The organism is Variovorax sp. RKNM96 (genome assembly GCF_017161115.1).
GTDB lineage: Bacteria > Pseudomonadota > Gammaproteobacteria > Burkholderiales > Burkholderiaceae_C > Variovorax.
Map to the genome: position 1 here is coordinate 2,840,556 of NZ_CP046508.1, position 25,523 is coordinate 2,866,078.

At 67.2% G+C, this 25,523-nt stretch carries 22 protein-coding genes; all 22 read left to right on the forward strand.

Going from position 1 to position 25,523, the window contains the following annotated elements; translation table 11 throughout:
* Nucleotide 1 precedes the first annotated feature (1 nt).
* The 22 genes from alaS to GNX71_RS13200 all read left to right on the forward strand — a co-directional run bounded on the left by alaS (nucleotide 2) and on the right by GNX71_RS13200 (nucleotide 25,514).
* Complete coding sequence (gene alaS / locus GNX71_RS13095; protein WP_206178712.1) at nucleotides 2–2,626, forward strand: alanine--tRNA ligase; 2,625 nt, start codon at nucleotides 2–4, stop codon at nucleotides 2,624–2,626.
* Nucleotides 2,626–3,666 carry a 2-dehydropantoate 2-reductase gene (locus tag GNX71_RS13100; protein WP_206178713.1) on the forward strand — a complete coding sequence of 347 codons (1,041 nt, stop codon included), beginning with the start codon at nucleotides 2,626–2,628 and terminating at the stop codon, nucleotides 3,664–3,666. Before alaS ends, GNX71_RS13100 begins: the two co-directional genes overlap by 1 nt.
* A gap of 54 nt (nucleotides 3,667–3,720) precedes the next feature.
* Nucleotides 3,721–4,980: a D-amino acid dehydrogenase gene (locus tag GNX71_RS13105; RefSeq protein WP_206178714.1), complete on the forward strand. Its 1,260-nt coding sequence runs from the start codon at nucleotides 3,721–3,723 to the stop codon at nucleotides 4,978–4,980.
* 178 nt (nucleotides 4,981–5,158) lie between these two features.
* Nucleotides 5,159–6,145: a tripartite tricarboxylate transporter substrate binding protein gene (locus GNX71_RS13110; protein WP_206178715.1), complete on the forward strand. Its 987-nt coding sequence runs from the start codon at nucleotides 5,159–5,161 to the stop codon at nucleotides 6,143–6,145.
* Between the two features lie 8 nt (nucleotides 6,146–6,153).
* Nucleotides 6,154–6,969 (forward strand): SDR family oxidoreductase, encoded by an 816-nt coding sequence (locus GNX71_RS13115; protein ID WP_206178716.1) that lies wholly within the window; start codon nucleotides 6,154–6,156, stop codon nucleotides 6,967–6,969.
* 30 nt (nucleotides 6,970–6,999) lie between these two features.
* Nucleotides 7,000–7,548, forward strand: a complete 549-nt coding sequence (locus tag GNX71_RS13120) for a cupin domain-containing protein (RefSeq protein WP_206178717.1) — start codon at nucleotides 7,000–7,002, stop codon at nucleotides 7,546–7,548.
* 7 nt (nucleotides 7,549–7,555) lie between these two features.
* Nucleotides 7,556–8,428 (forward strand): alpha/beta hydrolase, encoded by an 873-nt coding sequence (locus GNX71_RS13125; RefSeq protein ID WP_206178718.1) that lies wholly within the window; start codon nucleotides 7,556–7,558, stop codon nucleotides 8,426–8,428.
* Nucleotides 8,429–8,471: 43 nt separating this feature from the next.
* The gene (locus tag GNX71_RS13130) at nucleotides 8,472–9,308 is read left to right on the forward strand and encodes an IclR family transcriptional regulator (protein ID WP_206178719.1); all 837 of its coding nucleotides are present in this window, start codon (nucleotides 8,472–8,474) and stop codon (nucleotides 9,306–9,308) included.
* A gap of 5 nt (nucleotides 9,309–9,313) precedes the next feature.
* The gene (locus GNX71_RS13135) at nucleotides 9,314–10,153 is read left to right on the forward strand and encodes an SDR family oxidoreductase (protein WP_206179456.1); all 840 of its coding nucleotides are present in this window, start codon (nucleotides 9,314–9,316) and stop codon (nucleotides 10,151–10,153) included.
* A complete protein-coding gene (locus GNX71_RS13140) occupies nucleotides 10,146–11,846 on the forward strand; it encodes a thiamine pyrophosphate-binding protein (RefSeq protein WP_206178720.1) in 1,701 nt (566 codons plus the stop codon). Before GNX71_RS13135 ends, GNX71_RS13140 begins: the two co-directional genes overlap by 8 nt.
* 20 nt (nucleotides 11,847–11,866) lie before the next feature.
* Nucleotides 11,867–12,664 carry an aspartate dehydrogenase gene (locus GNX71_RS13145; protein WP_206178721.1) on the forward strand — a complete coding sequence of 266 codons (798 nt, stop codon included), beginning with the start codon at nucleotides 11,867–11,869 and terminating at the stop codon, nucleotides 12,662–12,664.
* Nucleotides 12,665–12,674: 10 nt separating this feature from the next.
* Complete coding sequence (locus GNX71_RS13150) at nucleotides 12,675–14,150, forward strand: aldehyde dehydrogenase (protein WP_206178722.1); 1,476 nt, start codon at nucleotides 12,675–12,677, stop codon at nucleotides 14,148–14,150.
* A 13-nt stretch (nucleotides 14,151–14,163) separates the two neighbouring features.
* Entirely contained in the window at nucleotides 14,164–15,135 is a 972-nt protein-coding gene (locus GNX71_RS13155; protein WP_206178723.1) for a VOC family protein, read from the forward strand.
* Between the two features lie 14 nt (nucleotides 15,136–15,149).
* Nucleotides 15,150–16,136 (forward strand): tripartite tricarboxylate transporter substrate binding protein, encoded by a 987-nt coding sequence (locus tag GNX71_RS13160; RefSeq protein WP_206179458.1) that lies wholly within the window; start codon nucleotides 15,150–15,152, stop codon nucleotides 16,134–16,136.
* Nucleotides 16,137–16,165: 29 nt separating this feature from the next.
* Nucleotides 16,166–17,323 (forward strand): FAD-dependent monooxygenase, encoded by a 1,158-nt coding sequence (locus GNX71_RS13165; protein ID WP_206178724.1) that lies wholly within the window; start codon nucleotides 16,166–16,168, stop codon nucleotides 17,321–17,323.
* Nucleotides 17,324–17,354: 31 nt separating this feature from the next.
* Nucleotides 17,355–17,585 carry a recombinase-like helix-turn-helix domain-containing protein gene (locus GNX71_RS13170; RefSeq protein ID WP_206178725.1) on the forward strand — a complete coding sequence of 77 codons (231 nt, stop codon included), beginning with the start codon at nucleotides 17,355–17,357 and terminating at the stop codon, nucleotides 17,583–17,585.
* Between the two features lie 10 nt (nucleotides 17,586–17,595).
* The gene (locus GNX71_RS13175; RefSeq protein WP_206178726.1) at nucleotides 17,596–18,642 is read left to right on the forward strand and encodes an aromatic ring-hydroxylating dioxygenase subunit alpha; all 1,047 of its coding nucleotides are present in this window, start codon (nucleotides 17,596–17,598) and stop codon (nucleotides 18,640–18,642) included.
* A gap of 19 nt (nucleotides 18,643–18,661) precedes the next feature.
* The gene (locus GNX71_RS13180) at nucleotides 18,662–19,630 is read left to right on the forward strand and encodes a PDR/VanB family oxidoreductase (RefSeq protein ID WP_206178727.1); all 969 of its coding nucleotides are present in this window, start codon (nucleotides 18,662–18,664) and stop codon (nucleotides 19,628–19,630) included.
* A 35-nt stretch (nucleotides 19,631–19,665) separates the two neighbouring features.
* A complete protein-coding gene (locus tag GNX71_RS13185; RefSeq protein WP_206178728.1) occupies nucleotides 19,666–20,772 on the forward strand; it encodes a porin in 1,107 nt (368 codons plus the stop codon).
* Nucleotides 20,773–20,804: 32 nt separating this feature from the next.
* Nucleotides 20,805–22,121, forward strand: a complete 1,317-nt coding sequence (locus GNX71_RS13190) for an MFS transporter (protein WP_206178729.1) — start codon at nucleotides 20,805–20,807, stop codon at nucleotides 22,119–22,121.
* A 686-nt stretch (nucleotides 22,122–22,807) separates the two neighbouring features.
* Nucleotides 22,808–25,027: a M1 family metallopeptidase gene (locus GNX71_RS13195; protein ID WP_206178730.1), complete on the forward strand. Its 2,220-nt coding sequence runs from the start codon at nucleotides 22,808–22,810 to the stop codon at nucleotides 25,025–25,027.
* 79 nt (nucleotides 25,028–25,106) lie between these two features.
* On the forward strand, nucleotides 25,107–25,514 hold the full coding sequence (locus GNX71_RS13200) for a hypothetical protein (protein WP_206178731.1): 408 nt from the start codon (nucleotides 25,107–25,109) through the stop codon (nucleotides 25,512–25,514).
* Nucleotides 25,515–25,523 lie beyond the last annotated feature (9 nt).

Below are 25,523 nucleotides of genomic sequence, written 5' to 3' on the forward strand. Positions count from 1 at the left end.
GATGAGCCAGCCCACATTCACGGTCGCGGACATCCGCAAGACCTTTCTCGATTTCTTCGCCTCCAAGGGCCACACCGTCGTGGCTTCGAGCTCGTTGGTGCCGGGCAACGACCCGACCCTGATGTTCACCAACTCGGGCATGGTCCAGTTCAAGGACGTGTTCCTCGGCGAAGACAAGCGCAACTACGTGCGCGCGGCCTCGGTCCAGGCCTGCCTGCGTGCCGGCGGCAAGCACAACGACCTCGAGAACGTGGGCTACACCGCGCGCCACCACACCTTCTTCGAGATGCTGGGCAACTGGAGCTTCGGCGATTACTTCAAGCGCGAATCGCTCACCTGGGCCTTCGAGCTGCTGACCAAGGTCTACAAGCTGCCGGCCGAGAAGCTCTGGGCCACCGTCTACATCGAGGACGACGAGGCCTACGACATCTGGACCAAGGAAATCGGCCTGCCGCCCGAGCGCGTCGTGCGCATCGGCGACAACAAGGGCGGCCGCTACATGTCCGACAACTTCTGGATGATGGCCGACACCGGCCCCTGCGGCCCGTGCTCCGAGATCTTCTACGACCACGGCCCCGAGATCCCCGGCGGCCCGCCCGGCAGCCCCGATGAGGACGGCGACCGCTACATCGAGATCTGGAACAACGTGTTCATGCAGTTCGACATGCAGCCCGACGGCTCGGTCAAGAAGCTGCCGGCACCCTGCGTCGACACGGGCATGGGCCTGGAGCGCCTGGCCGCGATCCTGCAGCATGTGCACAGCAACTACGAAATCGACATCTTCGACGCGCTCATCAAGGCCGCGGCCCGCGAGACCGGCGAGAAGGACCTCGGCAACAACTCGCTGCGCGTGATTGCCGACCACATCCGCGCCACCTCGTTCCTGGTGGCCGACGGCGTCATTCCCTCGAACGAAGGCCGCGGCTATGTGCAGCGCCGCATCGTGCGCCGCGCGATCCGCCACGGCTACAAGCTGGGCCAGAAGAAGCCGTTCTTCCACAAGCTGGTGCCCGACCTCGTGAAGCTGATGGGCGATGCGTATCCCAAGCTCGTGGCCGACGAGAAGCGCATCACCGACACGCTCAAGGCCGAAGAAGAGCGCTTCTTCGAGACGCTCGCCAACGGCATGGAAATTCTGGATGCGGCCCTGGCCGGCGGTGCCAAGACGCTGCCGGGCGATGTCGCCTTCAAGCTGCACGACACCTACGGCTTTCCGCTCGACCTGTCGGCCGACGTCTGCCGCGAGCGCGGCGTGAGCGTCGACGAGGCCGGCTTCAACGTCGCCATGGAAAAGCAGAAGGCCGCGGGCCGTGCGGGCGGCAAGTTCAAGATGGACCGCAACGTCGAATACACCGGCGCGGGCAATACCTTCACCGGCTATGAGCACCTGGAGGAAAGCGCCAAGGTCGTCGCGCTTTACTTCGAAGGCGCAGCGGTGAATGAACTGAAGGAAGGCCAGCCCGGCATCGTCGTGCTCGACACCACGCCCTTCTATTCGGAGAGCGGCGGCCAGGTCGGCGACCAGGGCGTGCTCAGCGCCGAGGGCGTGCAGTTCGGCGTCGACGACACCCAGAAGATCAAGGCCGACGTGTTCGGCCACCACGGCACGCAGACCCAGGGCACGCTCAAGGTCGGCGACGCGGTCAAGGCCGCGGTCGACGGCGAGCGCCGCAACGCGACCATGCGCAACCACTCGGTCACCCACCTGATGCACAAGGCCCTGCGCGAAGTGCTCGGCGACCATGTGCAGCAGAAGGGCTCGCTGGTCGATGCCGACAAGACGCGCTTCGACTTCGCGCACAACGCACCCGTCACGCGCGAGCAGATCCTGGAGATCGAGAAGCGCGTGAACGCCGAAGTCCTTGCCAACGTCGCCACGCAGGCGCGCGTGATGGACATGGAATCGGCCCAGAAGACCGGCGCGATGATGCTGTTCGGCGAGAAGTACGGCGAGACCGTGCGCGTGCTGGACATCGGCACGAGTCGCGAACTGTGCGGCGGCACCCACGTGGGCCGCACCGGCGACATCGGGCTCTTCAAGATCGTCAGCGAAGGCGGCGTGGCCGCCGGCGTGCGCCGCATCGAGGCGGTCACGGGCGCCAACGCGCTCACCTACCTGCAGGACCTCGAATCGACCGTGCAGAGCGTGGCCGCCACGCTCAAGTCGCCGGCCGCCGAGCTGCAAGGCCGCCTCACGCAGGTGCTGGAGCAGGTGAGGGCACTGGAGCGCGAAGTGGGCTCGCTCAAGGGCAAGCTCGCATCGTCCAAGGGCGACGAACTCATCGCACAGGCCATCGACGTCAACGGCATCAAGGTGCTCGCGGCCAAGCTCGACGGCGCCGATGCCAAGACGCTGCGCGACACCATGGACAAACTGAAAGACAAGCTCAAGACCGCCATCATCGTGCTGGCCGCCGTCGACGGCGACAAGGTGCAGATCGCGGCCGGTGTCACCGCCGACACCGTGGGCAAGGCCAAGGCCGGCGAGCTGGTCAACTTCGTGGCGCAGCAGGTCGGCGGCAAGGGCGGCGGCAAGGCCGACATGGCCATGGCCGGCGGCACCGATGCGGCGGGCGTGCCTGCCGCGCTGAAGTCGGTTCAGGGCTGGGTCGCGGAACGCGTCTGATGACAGGCGCGCTGCCCGGCGAGGTGTCTGGCGCGCCGCATGGCGAGGTGCTCGTGATGGGCGCGGGCACCATCGGCTGCTACATCGGCGGCCGGCTCGCCGCGGCGGGCGTGCCCGTCACCTTCGTCGGCCGGCCCCGCGTGCTCAAGAAGCTTGCGGACCACGGCCTCTCGCTCAGCGACCTCGACGGCGCGAAGCACCACATCCTGCCGTCGGCGCTGCGCCTGTGCGAGCAGGTGCCCGCCGGCGCCAAACCCGCGCTGGTGCTCCTTTGCGTGAAGAGCGGCGCCACCGCCGAGGCAGCGGGCGAACTGGCTTTCTCGCTGCCCGCGGGCACCACGGTCGTCTCGCTGCAGAACGGCATCTCCAACAGCGCCGCCGCATCGCAGGCCGGCCCGTCGCTCAATGTGCTGCCGGGCATGGTGCCGTACAACGTCGCCGAGATCGGCGACGGCGCCTTCCATCGCGGCACGCCCGGCCGGCTCGCCGCGAAGGACGACGCGGCGCTGCGTCCCTGGCTCCCCGTGTTCGAGCGCGCCGGCGTGCCGCTCGACCTGCACGAAGACCTGCTGCCGGTGCAGTGGGGCAAGCTGCTGCTGAACCTCAACAACCCGGTCAACGCGCTCTCGGGCCTGCCGCTGCGCGAAGAGCTGATGCATCGCGGGTATCGCCAGTGCTTTGCGGCGCTCATCGACGAAACCCTGGGTGTGCTCGGCGTGAGCGGCATCACGCCCGCGCAGGTGGCGGCCGTGCCGGCGCAGCGGCTGGCGAGCCTGCTGCGCTTGCCCGACTGGCTCTTTCGCATCGTCGCGGCGCGCATGCTGCGCATCGATGCCAAGGCGCGCTCCAGCATGGCCGACGATCTTGCGCTCGGCCGACGCACGGAGATCGACGCGCTCAGCGGCGAGGTCGTGCGCCTCGCGCAGGAGCACGGCCTGAGTGCGCCGCGCAACGCACGCATGGTCGCGTTGCTCGAAGCCTGGCCGCAGCGGCCGGAGCGCTGGCCGGCACGCCAATTGCAGGACGCACTCGGCCTGTAGCGCTTAGCCTGTACCCTCAGGCCCGTTGCGGCTCACAAGAAAGAGGGAGTTCTCATGCAGGTCCTGATTCTCGGCAGCGGTGTCATCGGCACCTCGGTGGCGTACTACCTCGCACGCGCCGGCCACGAGGTGACGGTGCTGGAGCGGCAGCCGGCCCCCGCGCTCGAAACCAGCTTCGGCAACGCGGGCGAAGTCTCGCCCGGCTATTCCGCGCCCTGGGCCGGACCCGGCGTTCCGGTCAAGGCCATCAAGTGGATGCTGATGCAGCACAGCCCGCTGGTCGTCAAGCCGATGCTCGATCCCGCAATGTGGCGCTGGGGCCTCTCGATGCTGCGCAACTGCACGCAGGCGCGCTACGAACTCAACAAGGGCCGCATGGTGCGGCTGGCCGAATACAGCCGCGATTGCCTGAAGGCCCTGCGCGCCGACACGGGCATCCAGTACGACGAGCGCATGCAGGGCACGCTGCAGCTCTTTCGCACGCAGCAGCAGCTCGACGGCACCGCGAAGGACGTCGAAGTGCTCAAGGCCTCCGGCGTGCCCTACCAGGTGCTCGACCGCGACGGTTGCCTGCCCTACGAGCCCGCGCTCGCGGCGGTGAAGGAGAAGTTCGTCGGCGGCCTGCGCCTGCCGGGCGACGAGACCGGCGACTGCTTCAAGTTCACGCAGGCGCTGGCCAAGCTGGCGGAGGCGGCGGGCGTGACCTTTCGCTTCGGCGTGAACATCCAGGCGATCGAGCACGACGCCGCCAAGGGCGTGACCGCGGTGCGCACCGACAAGGGAAGCTTCACCGCCGACCGCTACGTGGTCGCGCTCGGCAGCTACTCGCCCGCCTTGGTCAAGCCGCTGGGCATCGACCTGCCGGTGTACCCGGTCAAGGGCTTCTCGATCACGGTGCCGATCACCGACGCGGGCGGCGCACCCGAATCCACCGTGATGGACGAGACCTTCAAGGTGGCCGTCACCCGCCTGGGCGACCGCATCCGCGTGGGCGGCACGGCGCAGCTCTCGGGCTTCGACCTCGCGCTCAACCCGCGGCGGCGCGACACGCTCGAACACGTCGTGACCGATCTCTTTCCGAAGGGCGGCAACGTGCGCGAGGCCTCCTTCTGGACGGGCCTGCGCCCGATGACGCCCGACGGCACCCCGGTCGTCGGCGCCACGCGCATCCCCAACCTGATGCTGAGCACCGGCCACGGCACGCTCGGCTGGACCATGGCAGCCGGCACCGGCCGCGTGATGGCCGACCTCATCGCCGGCAAGGCGCCCGAGATCGACATGGAAGGCCTGACCGTGGCGCGCTACGGCGGCTAGCAGGCACGACACCCATCCGAGAGCAGGGCGGTCCGAAAGGGCCGCCCTGTTTAACGTTGGGTTGCGACATCTAGGGTTTCTACTTAGTCACGAAGTTGTCTTCGTGATTATCCTTCGTGCGTTCCATTAATAAATCGTTGTTTCTCTAATGAAACAAAACGCCGACCACGACGGACCCATGAAACACACACGCCGCCTTGCCATCGCCGCCGCCATGTCCCTGGCCGCCGCCTGCGCCACCGGACTTGCCTGGGCGCAGAACTACCCCGCCAAGCCGATCACGCTGGTCGTGGCCTATCCGGCGGGTGGCGACACCGATGCGCTGGCGCGGCTCTTCGCCGAGAAGCTCTCGGCGCGCGTGGGGCAGCCGGTGGTGGTCGACAACCGCCCGGGTGCCAGCGGCATCATCGGCAGCGGCTACGTGTCGAAGGCGGCGCCCGACGGCTACACGCTGCTGCTCGCGCCCAGCACCTTCTCGATCGCGCAGCTGGTTCTGAAGACCAACGGCGCCTCGGGCTACGACGTGCTCGCCGGTTTCACGCCGATCGTGCAGACCGGCAGCCAGCCGCTCTTCCTGGTGGCGAGTGGCGGCAGCGGCATCGCCACCGCGAAGGACGCGGTCGCCGCCGCCAAGGGCGCCGGAAAATCGCTCTCGTACGCGAGCCCGGGGAGCGGCTCGCCGATGCACATCCTGGGCGAGATGTTCGCCCGCGCCTCGGGTGCGAGCCTCGCGCACGTGCCCTACAAGGGCGTGGCGCCTGCGGTCAACGACGTGCTGGGCGGCCATGTGCCGGTCACCTTCATCACGCTCGGTCCGGTCGCGCCTTATTTCGCCAACGGCAAGCTCAGGCCGCTGGCCGTGGCATCGGCCCAGCGCTCGCCGCTCGCGCCGAACGTGCCGACGCTCGCCGAGCTGGGCTACAAGGACGTCGAGGTCGTCGCCTGGAACGGCCTCTGGGGCCCGCGCAACCTGCCGCCCGAGATCGTGAAGACGCTCAACGGCCACTTCAACGAAATCCTGAAGATGCCCGACATCGTCGCGCGCATGGCCGTGCTCGGCACCACGCCCGTAGGCGGCGATGCCGATGTGCTCGGCAAGACCAACGCGGCCGACTACGCGCGCTTCGGCAAGGTCATCAAGGAGCTCGGCATCCAGGCCGACTGAACGATCCCATGACTGAACTCAAAGCCATTCCCGATCCGTCGAGCCTGCGGTCGCTGCTTGCCGAACTGCCCGCGAACTTGCTGGCCGGCCGCCGCGTTCTCGTGACCGGCGGCGCGCGGGGCCTGGGCCTCGCGTTCGCGCAGTGCATCGCCGCGGCGGGTGCGAGCGTGGTGCTGGCCGACATCCTCGGCGCACTCGCCGAGACCGAAGCGAAGGCGCTGCGCGAAGCGGGCCACAAGGCGCATGCGCTCACCGTCGACCTGTCGGAGCCGGCCTCCATCGACGCTTGCGCCGCCGAGGCGATCCGCCTGCTCGGCGGCCTCGACGGCCTCGTCAACAACGCCGCCATCACCAACTCGGGCGGCCGCGATGCGCACCAGCTCGAGATCGACATGTGGGACCGCGTGATGAACGTCAACGTGCGCGGCACCTGGCTCATGGGCCGCGCCTGCCGCAGCGCGCTGGCCGAGAGCGGCCGCGGCGCCGTCGTCAACCTGGCTTCCGACACCGCACTCTGGGGCGCCCCCAACCTGCTGGCCTACGCATCGAGCAAGGGCGCGGTCATCTCCATGACGCGCTCGCTGGCGCGCGAGTGGGGCGGCGACAACATCACCGTCAACGCGGTGGCCCCGGGCCTCACGCTGGTCGAGGCGACCGAGTACGTGCCGATGGCGCGCCACCAGAAATACCTCGAAGGCCGCGCCATTCCGCGCGAGCAGCAGGCGGCCGACGTGTGCGGCGCCACGCTGTATTTGCTTTCCGGCCTCTCGCGCTTCGTGACGGGCCAGCTGCTGGCCGTCAACGGCGGCTTTGCGATGCACTGACTGAATTTTTCCGACGAAGGAGTAAACCCGATGAGCGATTTGTCCGAACAACAGAAGATCAACGACGCTGCCGCCAGCACCCTGGCGCAGCCCGAGGGCACCAGCCTTGCCGAGTGGATGAACACCCGCATCGCGCGCTATGAAACCCGCAAGTACGACTGGGACGCGCTGAAGTTCCAGGCCGATTTCGACCCCAAGTTCCGCCGCGCGCAGATGCGCTACGTGGGCACCGGCGGCACCGGCGTCGAGAAGGACGCGAACACCGTGCCTTCCGAACACTTCACCTTCTCCACCATGGTGATCCCGGCCGGCCACGAAGGCCCGCCGCACCTGCACACCGATGTGGAAGAAGTGTTCTTCCTCATCCGCGGCAAGCTCAAGGTCGTGATCGAGAAGGATGGCGAGCGCTTCGAAACCATCATGACCGACCGCGACCTCATCTCGGTGCCGCCGGGCGTGTACCGCGAGGAAATCAACATCGGCGACGAAGACGCGCTGATGTGCGTGATGCTCGGCGCGCAGAAGCCGATCAAGCCGACATACCCGGCCGACCACCCGCTGGCCAAGATCAAGCGCTGAGGACGAGATGAGCGACGCGATGGCCACCGACGCACTCATGCTGCCCGCCTCCGAACTGGCGCTGCTGGACGACCGTTTCCCCGCGCGCAACGTGCCGGTCGGCGGCGGTGCGGTGGTGTCGGTGCGCGAACGCGGCACGGGTCCGGCCATCGTCTGCCTGCATGGCATCGGCTCCGGCGCGGCTTCGTGGCTCAACGTCGCGATGCTGCTCGCGCCACAGGCCCGCGTGATCACGTGGGATGCGCCGGGCTACGGCGCGTCGACGCCGCTCGCGCCCGCGGCGCCATCCGCTGCGGACTACGCGGAACGCCTGCATGCCTTGCTCGATGCGCTCGACATCCAGTCGTGCGTGCTCGTGGGTCATTCGCTCGGCGCGCTCACGGCGGCTTCGGCTGCACGCAGCGGTTCAACCCTGGCTTCGCGCATCCGCCGCCTTGTGCTGATCAGCCCGGCCGCCGGCTACGGTGCGCCGTTGCGCGCTGAAGCCCGCGCCAAGGTGCGCACCGAGCGCCTCGCCACGCTCGACGAACTCGGCATCGCCGGCATGGCGGCCAAGCGCTCGGGTCGCCTCGTCTCCGACACCGCCAGCGAACTCGCGCGCCAATGGGTGCGCTGGAACATGGCCCGCCTGAACGACGGCGGCTATCGCCAGGCCGTCGAGCTGCTGTGCAACGGCGACCTCCTCGCCGACCTGCCGCCCGCGATGCCGGCGCGCGTGGCCTGTGGCACGCTCGATGTCGTCACCACGCCCGAGGCCTGCGCCGAGGTCGCGCGCGGCTGCAAGGTGACGCTCGAACCCATCGAAGGCGCCGGGCACGCCAGCTACGTGGAGCGGCCCGAGGCCGTGGCCGCGCTGCTGCGCGAAGCACTCGCCGCTTGAGCCGGGCCACCAAAGAACAACCCAACGGAAACAACCAATCACCATGGCCACCAACGACAACGAAGCGATGGAAGAGGGCGCCGACCGCTACAACGTGCCCGCGCTCGAACGCGGCCTGCGCGTGCTGTGCGAGTTCAGCCGCGAGAACCGCACGCTCTCCGCGCCCGAGCTGGCGCGCCGCTTCGACCTGCCGCGCTCGACCGTGTTCCGCCTGCTCACCACGCTGGAGAACATGGGCTTCCTGGAGCGCGCCGAGGGCGGCCGCGACTACCGCCTGGGCCTCGCGGTGCTGCGCCTGGGCTTCGAATACCTCGCCTCGCTGGAACTCACGCAACTGGGCACGCCGCTGCTCAATCGCCTCTGCGACGAGCTGCGCACGCCTTGCAACCTGGTGGTGCGCGACGGCCGCTCGATCGTCTACGTCGCCAAGGTCGCGCCGCCCACGCCGTTCGCCAGCTCGGTCACCGTGGGCACGCGCCTGCCGGCCCATGCCACGGTGCTCGGCCGCGTGCTGCTCGAAGACCTCACGCTGCCGCAGCTTCGTGCGCTCTATCCCGAGGACAAGCTGGAGACCTTCTCGCCGAGCACGCCCAAGACGGTGAACGAACTCTTCGACATGGTGCAGGCCGACCGCTCGCGCGGCTATGTGCTGGGCGAAGGCTTTTTCGAATCGAACATCTCCACCATCGCCGCGCCGGTGCGCGACCACAGCGGCCACATCGTGGCGGCGCTGGGCGCGACCATCACCTCCGGTCACATCGAGGAGAACCGCATGGACGAGATGGTGCTGCGCGTGCGCAGCACCGCTGAAGAGATCTCGAGCCTGCTGAACTATTCGCCCGCCCGCGACAACAAGGTGGTGCCGCTTCGCAGCGCATGACGGTCATGACAGTGCAGTCTTCTTCTCCTCATTTCTTTGCCGCCGATGCGCTGGCCGGCCGCGTGGCCGTGGTCACGGGTGGTTCCTCGGGCATCGGCCTCGCTACGGTCGAGCTGCTGCTTGCGAGCGGTGCCGCCGTCGCGCTGTGCGGCCGCAATGCCGAGCGGTTGGACCGCGCAGTGGCCGGTCTGCGCGAGCAGTTCCCGCACGCCAAGCTCTTCGCCCAGCCCTGTGACGTGCTCGACGCCGCTGCGGTCAAGACCTTCGCTGCCGCGAGCGAGGCCGCACTCGGCGCCGCCTCGATGCTCGTCAACAACGCAGGGCAGGGGCGCGTCTCCACCTTCGCCACGACCGACGACGCGGCCTGGACCGAAGAGCTCAACCTGAAGTTCTTCTCGGTCATCAACCCGACGCGCGCCTTCCTACCGCAGCTTGTCGCACAGCGCGCGGTGCTGAACGATGCGGCCATCGTCTGCGCCAACTCGCTGCTTGCACGCCAGCCCGAGCCGCACATGGTCGCCACCTCGGCCGCGCGCGCGGGCCTGTTGAACCTCGTGCGTTCGATGGCCACCGAGTTCGCGCCGCAGGGCGTGCGCGTCAACGGCATCCTGATCGGCCTGGTTGAGTCGGGCCAGTGGCGCCGCCGCTTCGAGGCGCGCGAAGACAAGTCGCAGGACTGGTCCGCCTGGAGCGGCCAGCTCGCGCAGAACAAGCACATCCCGCTGGGTCGCCTGGGGCTTCCGACCGAAGCCGCACGCGCGATCCTTTTCCTCGCTTCGCCTCTCGCTTCATATACGACGGGCAGCCACATCGATATTTCCGGAGGCCTGTCGCGCCATGCATGAATCCAACAACAACATGGTCACGGTCGGCGCAGTCGTCGCGGCCTTTCTCGAACAGTGCGGCGTGAAGGCGGCCTTCGGCGTGATCTCGATCCACAACATGCCGATCCTCGATGCCTTCGCGCAGCGTGGCATGGTGCGCTTCATCTCGGCGCGCGGCGAGGCGGGCGCGGGCAACATGGCCGACGCCTATGCGCGCTCCACCGCCAGCCTGGGCGTGTGCATCACCAGCACCGGGCCGGCCGCGGGCAACATCGCGGGCAGCCTGGTCGAGGCGCTGACCGCCGGCGCGCCGCTGCTGCACATCACCGGGCAGATCGAGACGCCTTACCTCGACAAGGGCATGTCGTACATCCATGAAGCGCCCGACCAGCTCACCATGCTCAAGGCGGTGTCGAAGGCGGCCCTGCGCGTGCGCAGCGTGGAGACGGCGCTCGGCACGCTCAAGCGCGCGGTGCAGCTCGCGCTGACGGCGCCCACCGGTCCCGTGAGCGTGGAGATTCCGATCGACATCCAGTCGGCGCTCATGACGATGCCTGCCGACCTGTCGCCGCTGCCCGTCGAGCGGCCCGTGCCGTCTAGCGCGGCACTCGACACCTTGGCCGCACGCCTGGCAGCTGCCAAGCGCCCGTTGCTGTGGGTCGGCGGCGGTGCGCGCCACGCTCGCAATGCGATCCAGCGCCTGCAGAAGCTCGGCTTCGGCGTGGTCACCACCACGCAGGGCCGCGGTACCGTGCCCGAGGACGATGCCGGCTCGCTCGGCGCCTACAACATCCAGAAGCCGGTCGAGGCCTTCTATCAAACCTGCGATGCGATGCTCGTGGTCGGCTCGCGCCTGCGCGGCAACGAGACGCTCAAGTACGAGCTGAAGCTGCCGCGTCCGCTGTATCGCATCGATGCCGATGCAGCCGCCGAAGGCCGCTGCTATGCCTCCGAAGCCTTCGTCTGCGGCGATTCGGCACTCGCGCTCGAAGGGCTGGCAGATCGCCTCGAGGCGAAGGGCTACCGGGCCGACGCACAACTGCTGGTCGACCTGCGCGCCGCGCACGACCAGGCCGTTGCGACGCTGCGCGACGGCCTCGGCCCGTACGCCGAACTCGTGCGCCGCATCCAGTCGGCAGCGGGCCGCCAGTTCAACTGGGTGCGCGACGTGACCGTCTCCAACAGCACCTGGGGCAACCGCGAACTGCGCATTTTCGAGCCGAGCGCCGGCGTGCACGCCACGGGTGGCGGCATCGGCCAGGGCATGCCGATGGCCATCGGCGCGGCCATCGGCGCGGCGGTCACGGGCTCGGGCCGCAAGACCTTCTGCCTGGCCGGCGACGGCGGCTTCATCCTGAACCTGGGCGAGCTCGCCTGCATGGTGCAGGAGAAGGCACCGATGGTGATCGTGCTCATGAACGACAAGAGCTACGGCGTCATCAAGAACATCCAGGACGCGCAGTACGGCGGCCGCCAGTGCTATGCCGAGCTGCACACGCCCGACTACGACCTGCTGTGCAAGTCGATCGCGCTGCCGCACGCTCGCGTGAAGGATCTGGCCGACCTGCCGGCGCGGCTGGACGAGGCACTGTCCACCGACGGCCCCTTCCTGTTGGAGATCGACATGCTCTCCATCGGCGGCTTCAAGACCAGCTTTGCCGGCCCGCCGACCAACACGGTCACGCAGATTCCCGCGCTCGGCACGGCCAAGTGAGAACGAGCGGAGCCAAGAACATGACTGCCACCACGCGCATCGCACTCGTCGGCTGCGGCGCCATCGGCACCGCGGTGCTCGAACTGCTGCGGGACGATCCGGCCCTGAGGGTGACGGCCATCGTCGTGCCCGCCGAAGGCATGGCCGCCGCGCAGAAGGCCGCGCCTGGCGCAGAGGTGCTGAGCACGGTGCCCGTTGCCGGCATCGACCTCGTGGTCGAGACCGCGGGCCATGCCGCCATCGAAGAGCATGTGCTGCCGGCGCTCGCGCGCGGCACGCCCTGCGTGGTCGCTTCGGTCGGCGCGTTGTCGGCTGCGGGTCTCGCTGAAAAGCTCGAAGCCGCCGCTGTCGCCGGCCGCACGCAGGTGCAGCTGATTCCCGGCGCCATCGGCGGGATCGATGCGCTCGCCGCCGCCCGCATCGGTGGCCTGGACAGCGTGCGCTACACCGGCCGCAAGCCGCCAAAGGCCTGGAAGGGCACGCCGGCCGAACAGGGGCGCGACCTCGACACGCTCGCGCAAGCCACCGTGATCTTTGAAGGCAGCGCGCGCGAAGCCGCCTTGCTGTACCCGAAGAACGCCAATGTCGCGGCTACCGTTTCGCTCGCGGGGCTCGGCCTCGACAAGACACTGGTGCGCCTTATCGCCGACCCCGCCACCGCAGAGAACGTGCACACCGTCGAAGCCGAAGGCGCCTTCGGCAGCTTCGAGCTGACCATGCGCAACAAGCCGCTCGCGGCCAATCCCAAGACCTCCGCGCTGACCGTCTACAGCGCGGTGCGCGCGCTGCGCAACCGCGTCGCGGCACTCGCCATCTGAATTGCTTCCCATGATTTCTTCCGAACTTCTCCCGATCTGCATTGCCGGCGAATGGCGCCTGGGCGGCGGCGATGTGTATGAAAGCCTGTACCCGGCCACGGGCGAGCCGATCGCGCGCCTGAAGGCCGCGAGCCTCGCCGACGTCGAGGAGGCCATCGTCCGCGCCGACCACGCCTTTCGCACCAGCGGCTGGGCGCAGCGCCTGCCGCACGAGCGCGCGGCCGTGCTGCATCGCGTCGCGCAGCTGATCCGCGAAGAGAGCGAATCGCTCGCGCAGAAGCAGCGCCTCGACAACGGCAAGCCGATCAACGAAACCCGCAACCTCGTGGCGAGCGCGGCGGGCACTTTCCAGTTCTTCGCCGCCGCGTTGGAGACGCTCGAAGAAACCATCACCCCGTCGCGCGGCGCCTTCGTCACGATGAGCGTGCACGAGCCCATGGGCGTGGTCGCCGCCATCACGCCGTGGAACTCGCCGATCGCGAGCGAAGCGCAGAAGCTCGCGCCCGCGCTCGCAGCCGGCAATGCGGTGGTCGTGAAGCCCGCCGAAGTCACGCCGCTGATGGCGCTGGAACTTGCGCGCATCTGCGAGCAGGCCGGTGTGCCCAAGGGCATCGTGAGCGTGCTGCCGGGCAAGGGCTCGGTCATCGGCGATGCGATCACCAAGCATCCCTTGGTCAAGCGCGTGTCGTTCACCGGCGGCACCACCACCGGCAAGCACATCGCGCACATCGCGGCCGACAAGATGATGCCGGTGTCGCTGGAGCTGGGCGGCAAGTCGCCGACCATGGTGCTCGACGACGCGGACCTCGACCATGCGGTGAACGGCGTGCTGTACGGCATCTTCAGTTCCTCGGGCGAGTCGTGCATTGCGGGCTCGCGGCTTTTTGTTGCGCGCAGCATTTACGACGAGTTCCTCACGCGGCTGGCCGAAGGCGCCAATGCGCTGCGCGTGGGCGACCCCGCCTCGGAGCAGACGCAGATGGGGCCGCTCATCACGGCGAAGCACCGTGAAGGCATCGAGCGCTATGTGGACCTGGGGGTGTCCGAAGGCGGCCGCATCCGCACGGGTGGCGTGCGCCCGCACGGTGCCGGCTACGACAACGGCTACTTCTACAAGCCGACCATCATCGAAGGCCTGGACAACAGCGCACGCATCAGCCAGGAAGAGATCTTCGGCCCGGTGCTCGTCGCGATGCCTTTCGATGACGAGGAATCGCTGATCGCGCAGGCCAACGACAGCGTCTACGCACTGGCCGCGGGCGTGTGGAGCCGCGACTTCAAGCGCGCCTGGAAGCTCGGCCGCGCGGTGCAGGCCGGCACCGTCTGGGTCAACACCTACAAGCAGTTCTCGGTCTCCACGCCGTTCGGCGGTTGGCGCGACAGCGGCCTCGGCCGCGAGAAGGGCCGCGAAGGCATCTTCCAGTACATGGAGCAGAAGAGCATGTACTGGGGCACGAACGATCAACCGCTCCCGTGGGCGAACTGAAGAGGACACCACCATGAGCGTTCTAGGCATCGACCAGATCACCTACGGGGCAGACGACCTGCCCACCTGCCGCCAGTTCTTCGAGGACTGGGGCCTCGCACTGAAGTCGGAAACCGCCGACGAACTCGTCTTCGAGTGCCTCAACGGCTGCAAGGTTGTCGTCGCGGCGTTGGACAGGGCGGGCCTGCCGCCCGCGATGGAAGAGGGCCCGACGCTGCGCGAGGTGGTTTGGGGCGTGGAGAGCGATGCGGACCTGGATCGATATGCCGCTGCGATCTCGAAAGACCCGGCCTTCTTCGACGGCACCGTCGATGGCGCACGCCGCATTGGCTGCATCGACCCCAACGGCCTTGCCGTGCGCCTGCAGGTCAGCCGCAAGCACGCGGTCGATGTCGACTGCGGTGCGATGAACACATGGAACGCCAAGCTGCGCGTCAACCAGCCCGCGCCGATCTACGACCGTGCAACGCCGATCGAGGTTGGCCACGTGGTGTTCTTCGTGGGCGACGTGGTGAGCACCAGCGCGTTCTACGCAGATCGCTTCGGCTTCGTCTCGTCCGACAGCTACCCGAACCGCGGCGCCTTCATGCGCTGTGCAGCAGAAGGCGGTCACCACGACCTGTTCCTGCTGCAGATTCCCTCGGGCAAGCGCGGGCTCAACCACGTGGCGTTCACCGTGCGCGACATCCACGAGGTGTTCGGCGGTGGCCTGCACTTTTCGCGCCGCGGCTGGGAGACGCAACTCGGCCCGGGCCGGCACCCGGTGTCGTCGGCGTACTTCTGGTACTTCAAGAACCCGGCCGGTGGACTCATCGAGTACTACGCCGACGAAGACCAACTGACGGCCGATTGGCAGCCGCGCGAGTTCGAGCCCGGTCCAACGGTCTTCGCCGAATGGGCGGTGGATGGCGGCCTGGACGGCAACACGCGCCGCCAGAAAAACGCGGAAGGCCCGAAGGGCGCTTTCCTCACCGAGAAGAAATGACGGCCTCGAACACCATGCAACGACGTTTTTCCCTCTCCCTTTTGCTCGCCGCCGTAACCGCCGTTGCCATGCCGGCGTACGCGCAGAGCGATGCGCAGAAGCAGCTCTCCAGCGACCGCTTCACCATCGTCTCGCCATTCCCGCCCGGTGGCCCGGTCGACACGCTCGCACGCGTGCTGTCCGACGGCCTTGCCAAGCGCTACGGCCAGGCGGCCGTGGTCGAGAACCTCGTGGGCGCAGCCGGCAACATCGGCATCGACAAGGTCAAGCGCGCCAAGGGCGACGGCCACACGCTGCTCGTGGTGCCGGCCGGCAACCTCACGATCAACCCGACCTTGAGCCCGAACTTTCCGTTCGACATCGAGAAGGACTTCGTGCCCGTCACCATGCTCGCCAAGGCGCCCAACGTGCTGGTGGCCTCGCCGGCATCGGGCATCAAGAGCGCGAAGGAACTGGTGGCGATGGCCAAGGCCAAGCCCAACACCCTGTCGTACGCCTCGCCGGGCGTGGGTAGCGGCCTTCACCTGGCGGGCGAACTGTTCAAGCAGCAGGCCGGCATCGACCTGCTGCATGTGCCCTACAAGGGCACGGCGCCCGCGCTCAACGACGTGCTCGGCGGCTCGGTGCCACTGATGTTCAGCAACCTGCCCGCGACCATGCCCTTCATCAAGAACGGCAAGCTCGTCGCGCTGGGCGTGACCGAGGCCACGCGCAGCGCGGCGGCACCCGACATCCCGACGCTGGCGGAGCAGGGCATCCAGGGCGTGACGGTCACCTCGTGGTACGGCCTCCTGGCGCCCAAGGGCACACCGCCCGCCGTGGTCGAGCAGCTCGCGAAAGACGCGGCGCAGATGCTGGCCCAGCCCGATGTGCGCGAGCGCCTGAAGCTGCAAGGCATGACCGATGCAGCGATGAAGCCTTCGGAGTTCGCCGCGCACATCCGCGACGAAACAGCAGTGTGGGCCCGGATCATCAAGGCCCGCAACATCGTGGCCGAGTGAGCCGCATGCAGGAACAGGCAGAGACATCCATGAAGACAAGCGAATCCACCATCGGCATCGTCGGTGCCGGCATCGGCGGCCTGGTGGCTGCCATCGCGCTGCGGCGCGCGGGGCACGACGTGGTCGTGTTCGAGCAGGCCAAGCAGTTCGCCCGCGTCGGCGCAGACATCAACCTCACGCCCAACGCGGTGCGCGCGCTTGATGGCCTGGGCGTCGGCGAAGCGGCTCGAGTGACGGCGGCGCGCCCGTCGCACCGCATCAGCCGCACCTACGACACCGGCGAGGAAACCTCGCGCCTGGAGATGGCCGATTCGGCGGAAGAACGTTACGGCGCACCGCAGCTCACCATCCACCGCGCCGACCTGCTGGCCGCATTGGCCGACATGTTCCCGGCCGAGCGCGTCGCCCTCGGCAAGCGCGCCGAGAAGATCGCTGCGGACGCGCAAGGCGTGAGCCTCTCGTTCACCGATGGCACCAGCGCCCGCGTCGGCGTGCTGCTCGGTGCCGACGGCATCCATTCATGCGTGCGCACCGCGATGTTCGGCGCCGAGAGCCCGCGCTTCACCGGCATCGTCGCCTACCGCGCCGTGGTGCCCGCAGAGCGCGTGGCCGGCGTACCCAACCTCGGCGCCTTCACCAAGTGGTGGGGGCCGAATCCGCAGAGCCAGATCGTCACCTTCCCGCTGAACCGCGGCAAGGACATCTTCATCTTCGCGACCACGCCGCAGGACACCTGGCACCTCGAATCGTGGACCGCGCCCGGCAGCGTCGACGAGCTGCGCGAGCAGTACGTGGCCTACCACCCCGAGGCGCGGGCCTTGCTCGATGCCTGCGACACGGTGCTGAAGACCGCGCTGTACGAGCGCGATCCGATGCCCGCGTGGGCCGAGGGCCGCATGGCGCTGCTCGGCGATGCCGCGCACCCGATGCTGCCTTTCATGGCACAGGGCGCGGGCATGGCGATCGAAGACGCCGTCGTGTTGTCGCGCCATCTCGAAGGTGTGGCGATGGCCGATGCGGCCGATGCGCTCAAGGACTACGAGAAAGCCCGCATAGCGCGCGCCAGCCAGGTGCAGCTCGGCTCGCGCGGCAACAACTGGCTGCGCGAAGGTGGCAATGCGGACTGGGTCTACGGCTATGACGCCTGGGCCGTGCCGCTCGGTGCGCCTGTCGCCGCCACCGCCTGATTTCATTTCACCTCACCCCCGGAGGCCCACGATGCAACAAGACCGCTATCTCCAACCGCACCAGGCGCGCCAGCGCCCCGCGACCACCTACGAAGACCTGCTGGGCGACGTGATCGAGCGCGCCTTTGCCGACGGCATCCACGACCTCGGCGGCCTCGTGCAGCGCCTGAACGACAGCGGCCTCGCCACGCCCGGCGGTCAGCCCTGGACCGAAGCGCTGTACCGCAAAGAGATGGCCACGCTGGCCTCAGAGAAAGTGTGAGAGGAACCCCATGACCATCGCCATCACCCCCGTTCCCGCCGATCCGGTCGACCATCTGCTGGAGATCGGCCTCAAAGACCTCTGGTACCCGATCTGCCCCTCGCACTTCATCAAGGAGAACCCCATCTCGCTGCGGCGCCTCGGCCGCAAGATCGCGCTCTGGCGCGATGGCGAAGGCGTGCTGCATGCGCTGGAAGACCGCTGCCCGCACCGCGGCGCGCCGCTGTCGCAAGGCGTGATCCTGGGCGACCGGCTCTCGTGCCCGTACCACGGCGTCGAGGTGCGGCATGACGGCGTCGTCATGCGCGTGCCCGGCAGCCCCGGGTGCAAGCTCGAAGGGTCGAAGGCCACGCGCCACTTCCATGTGCAGGAGCGTGCGGGTGCCGTGTTCCTCTACAACTCGAAGGAGCCCGTCGACGTTCCGCCGCCGCTGGTGCTGCCCGAGCAGCTGACCGACGACGCCGAGTACGGCAGCTTCCTTTGCTACACCGAGTGGAAGGGCGACTACCGCTACGTGCTCGACAACGTGATGGACCCGATGCACGGCACGTACCTGCACAAGCAGTCGCATTCGATGGCCGAGGGCGATTCGTCCGCCAAGTTCGGCATCCGCCCGACCGACATCGGCTTCGTGTTCGAGAAGGAAGGCCAGCGCAACGTCAACTTCGACTGGACCGAATGGGCCGACACCGGCATCCACTGGATGCGGCTCGAAATCCCGTACCCGAAGACCGGCGGCCCCGGCGGCAACTTCATCATCGTCGGGGCCTTCTCGCCGATCGTGAAGGGAATGACGGCCACGTTCTTCTGGCGCGTGCGCAAGCTCCCGAAGGGCTGGGAACGCGACACCTGGCGCTTCCTCTACAAGAACCGCCTGGAGGCGCGCCACTGGCATGTGCTGGAGCAGGACCGCGTGATGCTCGAGGAGATGGAGGCCGACGCCAACCAGCACGAGAACCTGTACCAGCACGACCTGGGCATCGTTCGCCTGCGCCGCCACATGCGCAACCTTGCGCAGGCGCAGCTGGCGGAAGCTGCAGAGACCGCCACGGCCTGACAGGGAAGCGAGTACGCCCATGTCTTCTCCCACGCTGAACGCCCTCGTGCACACGATGCGCTACGAGGCCGACGGCATCGTCAGTGTCGAGTTCCGGCCGGCCACGCCCGCCGTGGACTTTCCGGCTTTCGAGGCCGGCTCCCACATCGACCTGCACCTGCCCAACGGGCTGGTGCGCAGCTACTCGCTGTGCAACCCGTCCAGCGACCGCCAGCGCTATGTGGTCGGCGTGCTCAACGACCGCAAGAGCCGCGGCGGCTCGCGCTACGTGCACCAGCAACTGCGCGTGGGCATGACGCTGCCGATTTCGGCGCCGCGCAACAACTTCAAGCTGCAAGAGGGCGCCGAGCGCTCGGTGCTCGTGGCCGGCGGCATCGGCGTGACGCCCATCTGGTGCATGCTGCAGCGGCTCGTGGCCATCGGCCAGCCGGTGGAGCTGCTGTACTGCGCGCGCACCCGCAAGGAGGCCGCGTTCTGCGAGGCCATCGAGGCGCTCGCGCAAGAGAAGTCGATCCAGCTCACCTGGCATTTCGACGACGAGAAGGGCGCACCGCCCGACCTCGCGGCGTTGTTGGCCGGCAAGGGCGGCACCAGCCACTACTACTGCTGCGGCCCGACGCCGATGCTCGATGCGTTCGAGAAGAGCTGCGAGCAGCTCGGCTGCGCCAACGCGCACATCGAGCGTTTTGCCGCGGTGCATGTGGAGGCGCCCAGCGCCACCCAAGGCTATGTGGTGCAGTGCGCGAAGAGCGGGAAGAGCGTCGAGGTGCCGGCCGGCAAGTCGATTCTCGACAGCCTGATCGACGCCGGGCTCAACCCCGACCACAGTTGCAAAGAGGGCGTGTGCGGCGCCTGCGAAACAGCGGTGCTCGAAGGCGAAGTCGAGCACCACGACGGCATCCTCACCAAGATCGAACGTGCGTCCAACAAGACCATGATGATCTGCGTCTCTCGCTGCAAGGGCGAGCGGCTGGTGCTGGACATCTGAGGCTGCGGCCAGAGAAAAACCAACCGAGACATCCATTGAAAAACTACTTGATCGCGCTGGCTGCGGCCAGCACGGCTGGCGGAGCGCTGGCCCAATCTTCCCTCACGCTCTTCGGCGTGGTCGATGCAGCCGTCACCTACACGCGTGGCAGCGGCGACGGATCGGCCCACAAGACGCAGCTGTCCAACAGCGGCAACATGTTCAGCCGCCTCGGCTTTCGCGGCACCGAAGACCTGGGCGGCGGCTACTCGGCCAACTTCTGGCTCGAGATGGGCCTGCAGAACGACAGCGCGATAGGTTTCCCGTCGAACTCGAACAACCAGGCCAGCGGCAACGGCACCGCGGGCGTGCTGAGCTTCAACCGGCGCTCGACGGTGAGCCTCGCCGGTCCGTTCGGCGAACTGCGCCTGGGTCGCGACTACGTGCCTGCCTTCTGGAACACCGCCATCTTCGATCCCTTCGGCACGGGCAGCGGCATTGGCGCCAACCAGATCTATTTCTCGGGCCTCGGCGGTCTGGTGGCGCCGACGGGCACACGCGCATCGAACAGCATCGGCTACCTGTTGCCGGCATCGCTCGGCGGCTTCTACGGGCAGGTGATGTACGCGATGGGCGAGAACGATTCGAACTCGGTGCTGCCGGGCACGCTGGTGTCGAACAAGCGCGACGGCAACCACACGGGCCTGCGTTTCGGCTACCAGAGCGGCGGCCTCAACATCGCGCTTGCCACCGGCAAGACGCGCTATGCGAGCGGCGACCTGCGCGTGACCAACCTCGGCGCGGCCTACACCTTCGGTCCGTCGCTCATGAACCTCAAGCTCACGAGCGAGCTGTACACCGAGTCGAAGGGAACGACCGATGCCAAGGGCGCACTCATCGGCTTCCAGTTGCCCATCGGCGTCGGCGAGATCAAGGGTTCGTATGCGCGCTACCGGCTCGAGCCTGCAGGTGCAGCACTGAAGCCCACCTCGTCGAAGCTGGCCATCGGCTATGTGCACAACCTCTCGAAGCGCACGGCGCTCTACGCCACCATCGCACGCATCAGCAACAGCAACGGTGCCACGCAGGCGCTCTCGGGCGTGATCACGGCGCCTAACCGCGCCTCCAGCGGTACCGAGTTCGGCATGCGCCACATGTTCTAGGCGCAAGCTCTCCTCAGCAGAAGAAGCACCCCATGCCCAGCAAACACTTTCGTTGGTACGGCGTCATCACGCTGTTCGTGATCGTCGCGATCTCGTATGTGGACCGCATCAACATCGCGGTGCTCATCACCGACAAGGCGTTCCTGGACCACGTGGGCCTCGCGGCGAGCGACCGCGTGAGCCAGGGCCTGCTGGCGACGGCGTTCATGCTCGGCTATGGGGTGTCGGCCTTCGTGCTCACGCCGTTCTGCTCGGCGCTCTTCGGTGTGCGGCGCAGCCTGGTCTACGGGCTGATTCTCTGGGGCGTGGTGACATGGGCTTCGCCGATGTTCAACAGCTACGGCTTGCTGCTGGCCTCGCGCATTCTGCTGGGCGTGTCGGAGGGGCCGCTGTTCTCGCTGGCCTCGTCGTACATCAAGGCGCACTTCCAGAGCCATGAGAACGGCAAGCCCAATGCACTCGTGAACATGGGCACGGGCCTTGGCCTGGCCATCGGCTATCCGCTGGTGGGCTACCTGCTCGCGCAGTTCGAGTGGGACACCTCGTTCCATGTGCTGGGCATCATGAACATCGTGCTGGGCATTCCGCTGGTCCTTGCTTTCGTTCGCATGCCGCCCGGCAAGGAAGATGCGGCGCGGCCCTCGTCGCTCGGCGAAGCGATGGCGCGTGTGAGTGCGATCGTGAAGGGCGCGCTGCAGACGCGGCACCTCTTCCTCATCACCTTGCTCACATCGGCGGCGCTCGCCTACCTTTGGGGCAGCAGCAACTGGCTGCCCACGTACCTGCACGAGGCGCGCGGCTTCTCGCTGCGCGAGATGGGCTGGCTCGCTTCGCTGCCGCAGTACGCGACAGTTCTCGCCGTGCTCGTGAGCGGCGTGCTCATCGACAGGATCGAACGCGAGCACGTGCCCTTCATCTTCATGGGTGCGAGCGTGGGCGTGGCGCTGTCGGTGCTCATGGCCATCAACGCGCACGACCCGTATGCGGCGGCGTGCTGCCTCGTTGCGGCCAACTTCTTCTGGGGACTGCAGAGCCCCGCGATCCCGAGCACGATCCAGTACTGCTCCCGGCCCGAGCACACCGCGAGCGCGTTCGGCGTGACCAATGGGGCAGGGAGCCTCGTGGCGGGCTTCATGCCGGCGTTGATGGGTGGCGTGATCAGCGCGGTGTCGCACGGCTCATCGGCATCGGGTGCGGCCGCTGCATCGGCCGCCTCCGCATCCGGCTTCTTCGCGGGCTTCGCGCTGTTGATCGGCACACAGGTCGTGGTGTTCGGCTGCGGCTTCGTGCTGTGGTTGCGCGAACGCACGCGTGTCGCGTCGAGCGCTGCGCATTCACAGGTTTTGTAGCGCCTGTATCGCCTTGAGGCACGGAGTGTGGCTGCATCGTCACACTCGATGACTACGAGTTCTCGTAGTGAAGCCGCACATGCGTCGCGGTCCACGGAACCATCTTCGTACCGCACGACATGCATCGAATGCGGTGACTCCATTCGTCGTATGGCACGCGAACATTTTGAGAGCGAAAAGTTCCGCGAGTCGTTGAGATGTCGCATTCGATCAGCTACAACTGAGCGCATTCAACGGACGAGGGAATGCGCGTGATTTCAACGACAAGAGCCGCAAGAATTCAGATCCCGACGAGCACAGCGCGTGTCGTTCCTGCAGCGCATGAACGGCCGGCGCCGATGCGCGGGTACTAAGGCATACAGCCGCCTCAAGGCCCGATCCCCTCGCATCCCATTCACCCGCGCATCGACGGGAATGGACGCCATCACCCCCCGCATCCTGGGGCCGCCTGCATAGCTTGCAGCGTGGCTTGGTGTCGCACGTGCATTCACTTGCACGTGGCCTATCGACTTAAGAAAAATTCCGGTGGTTCCGTTTTGTCCTGACGAACGTGTCGTTCGCCGGGAGGGTGCGGTGCTGCCTGTTCGCAGCGTCAGTCGTTCTTCCATTACCGCGCGTGTCTGCGCATCACCGGCTACCCGCCGATGCGTGCAAGGACAGCGCAATGTCCTTACCAAAAGGCGATCATGAAAAAACTCAATTACTCCCTCGTGAATCATCTTGCCATCACTGCTGTGACCCTTGCCGTCATCACGGCTTGCGGAGGCGGCGGCGACAGTGGCTCTTCGTTCGGCGGTGGCGGTGGTGTCGGCCTTTCCAGTCCGATCACCTCCGGCCCCGCATCCGACAGCACAGGCAAGACACCGGACGACGGCGTGCCCGCACCGGCCGCCGTGTCCGCGGTCGACAGGTCTGCCAAGCCGATGGAACTGCCCGACACCGTCTGGCCGAGCAACTACAAGCTGTGGTTCCGTCCCGATGCAGCACTCAAGACCTTCGTGGGCCGCGGCGATGTGGAGATCGAGGTGCTCAAGCCCGTCGATGCGATCGTGGTCGCCGCACACAACCTGAACTTCGCCAAGGGCCGCACCACGCTGCGCAAGGTGTCGAATCCGGGCGAGGCGATCCCGCTGATCCCGACGCCGCAGACGCTCGGCGATTTCGTGCAGCTGCGTTTGAACGACGGCCAGATCGCCAAGGGCAAGTACCTGCTGCACATGGAGTGGGACGGCAAGATCCAGTTCTCCGATGCGGAGTACTGCCCGCCCGCGGAGATGGCGCGCAACCCGTTCTGTTCGGCCGCCACCGGCATCTTCAAGGTGGGCCTGTCCACGCCCGAAGGCGTCAGCAGCGATGCCATCGTGACGCAGGGCGAGACCAACTACGCACGGCAGTGGTTCCCGGGTTGGGACGAGCCGGCCTTCCGCCACACCTTCGAGATCTCGGCCGAAGTGCCGGGCGACTGGAAGACCGTGTCCAACGGCGCGCAGAAGTCGGCGGTGAAGCTGCCCGACGGCTACCAGCAGGTGTCGTTCGAGAAGACACCTTCGATGCCGATGTACCTCACCTTCTTCGGCGGCGGCAAGTTCGACGTTCTCGCGGACACCTTCAAGAACCCGCTCGATGGCAGCGACATGCCGCTGCGCTGGTTCACGCCGCCGGGCCGCTCCGACTGGGCCAAGTTCGCAATGGAGTGGACCAAGGTGTCGATGGACTACTACTACAAGTACACCGGCATTCCGCTGCCCTTCAAGAAGTTCGACACCGTCGCGGCCAACGACAGCTACAACAACAAGCCCAACACCGGCTTCGGCGGCATGGAGAACTGGGGCTCGATCTTCGAGTTCGCCGATTCGGTGCTGACCAAGCCGGGCGACAAGCCCACGCTGTATTCGGTGACGGTGGTGACGCACGAAGTGGCGCACCAGTGGTTCGGTGACCTGGTCACGCTCGACTGGTGGGACAACGTGTGGCTCAACGAATCGTTCGCGCGCTGGTTCGAACGCCGCACCACGATCAAGTTCCACCCCGAGTACTACAGCTTCTCGGACTACGTGCTGGACAAGCACAACGTGATCGTGGCGGACCTCAAGAACACCGCGGTGCCGGTGCAGCGCAACCTGAACGACGCGGGTTCGTTCGGCTTCATCAGCCCGTCGATCTTCGTCTACAACAAGGGCAGCCATGTGCTGGAGACGATCCAGAACTACATCGGCGAAGAGGCGATGCAGAAGGGACTGCAGATCTACCTGAAGGACTACGCGTACGGCAACGTCACGCCGTCGCGGCTGTGGAGTTCGCTGGAGAAGGCCACCGACAAGAAGGTGAGCGACATCGGCGACAGCCTCATCCGCCAGACGGGGATTCCGCTGCTGACGGTGGACGCGCAATGCGCCGGCGACCGCACCTACGTGAACATCAGCCAGGAGTCGTTCCCCAACCAGAACCAGTTCCCGGCCTCGACGTGGACCATCCCCGTCACGCTGGCGTATGGCAACGCGATGGAGCAACGCAAGACCTTCGTGATGTCGAACAACGCGGTGCAGCTGGAGCTGCCGGGTTGCACGGCGGTGCTAGCCGGGCCGACCGGGCAGGACTACTACGTGAGCAACTACAGCGCGCAGTCGTGGAGCGACCTGCTGGCCAAGGCGCAGAACTTCGCCTCCAACAAGCCACTCCTGCTGAACATCGAGCGCGACGCGTTCCGCCTGTTGAGCGTGGGCCGCATCACGCAGGCGCAGTACGACCAGATCAAGGGCGTGCTGAACCTGCCGGCGCCGCTGCTCGCGAAGACGCAGCTGAGCCAGCAGAAGATGGCGGCGGTGGATGCGGGCGAGAAGGAAGAGTACCCGCACGCACTGCGCTTCCAGGGCAGCCTGAAGCTGCGCGAGAACGACAAGCGCTGAGCCTCGTGACCTGTGCGTGATGCCGGCCGGGCACGCCTTCGGGCGCGTCCGGCGGCTCATGCCTCACACCATGACCATCATGAAAAATCCAATCAAGTACATCGTGGCGGGCGCCTGCGTCTCGCTGCTGGCCGGCTGCGGCGCGGGTGGCGGACCGGAAGCCGAGCTGGTCGGCATCTATGCCATCAAGAAGAACGGCGCGCTCAAGGAGGTCGTGAAGATCGAGCGCCAGGGCGACCGCTACATCATGCGCGACAAGGTGCGCACGCCCGAGTGGAGCGAACCCAAGATGCAGATGCAGCCGGTGACGCGCGAGCGCTGGACCAAGATCACCACCGACAGCGAGAACACGAAGTTCGTCGGCGTCTCGAGCGACCAGCTCGCGATCTTCAAGGTGCCGCCGGGGTGGCAGAAGAACAGCTTCAAGACGGAGACCGGGTACTTCCTGTTCTATTCGCAGGGGCCGGTGGAAGCCTTCAAGCTCTGACGCCAGGCC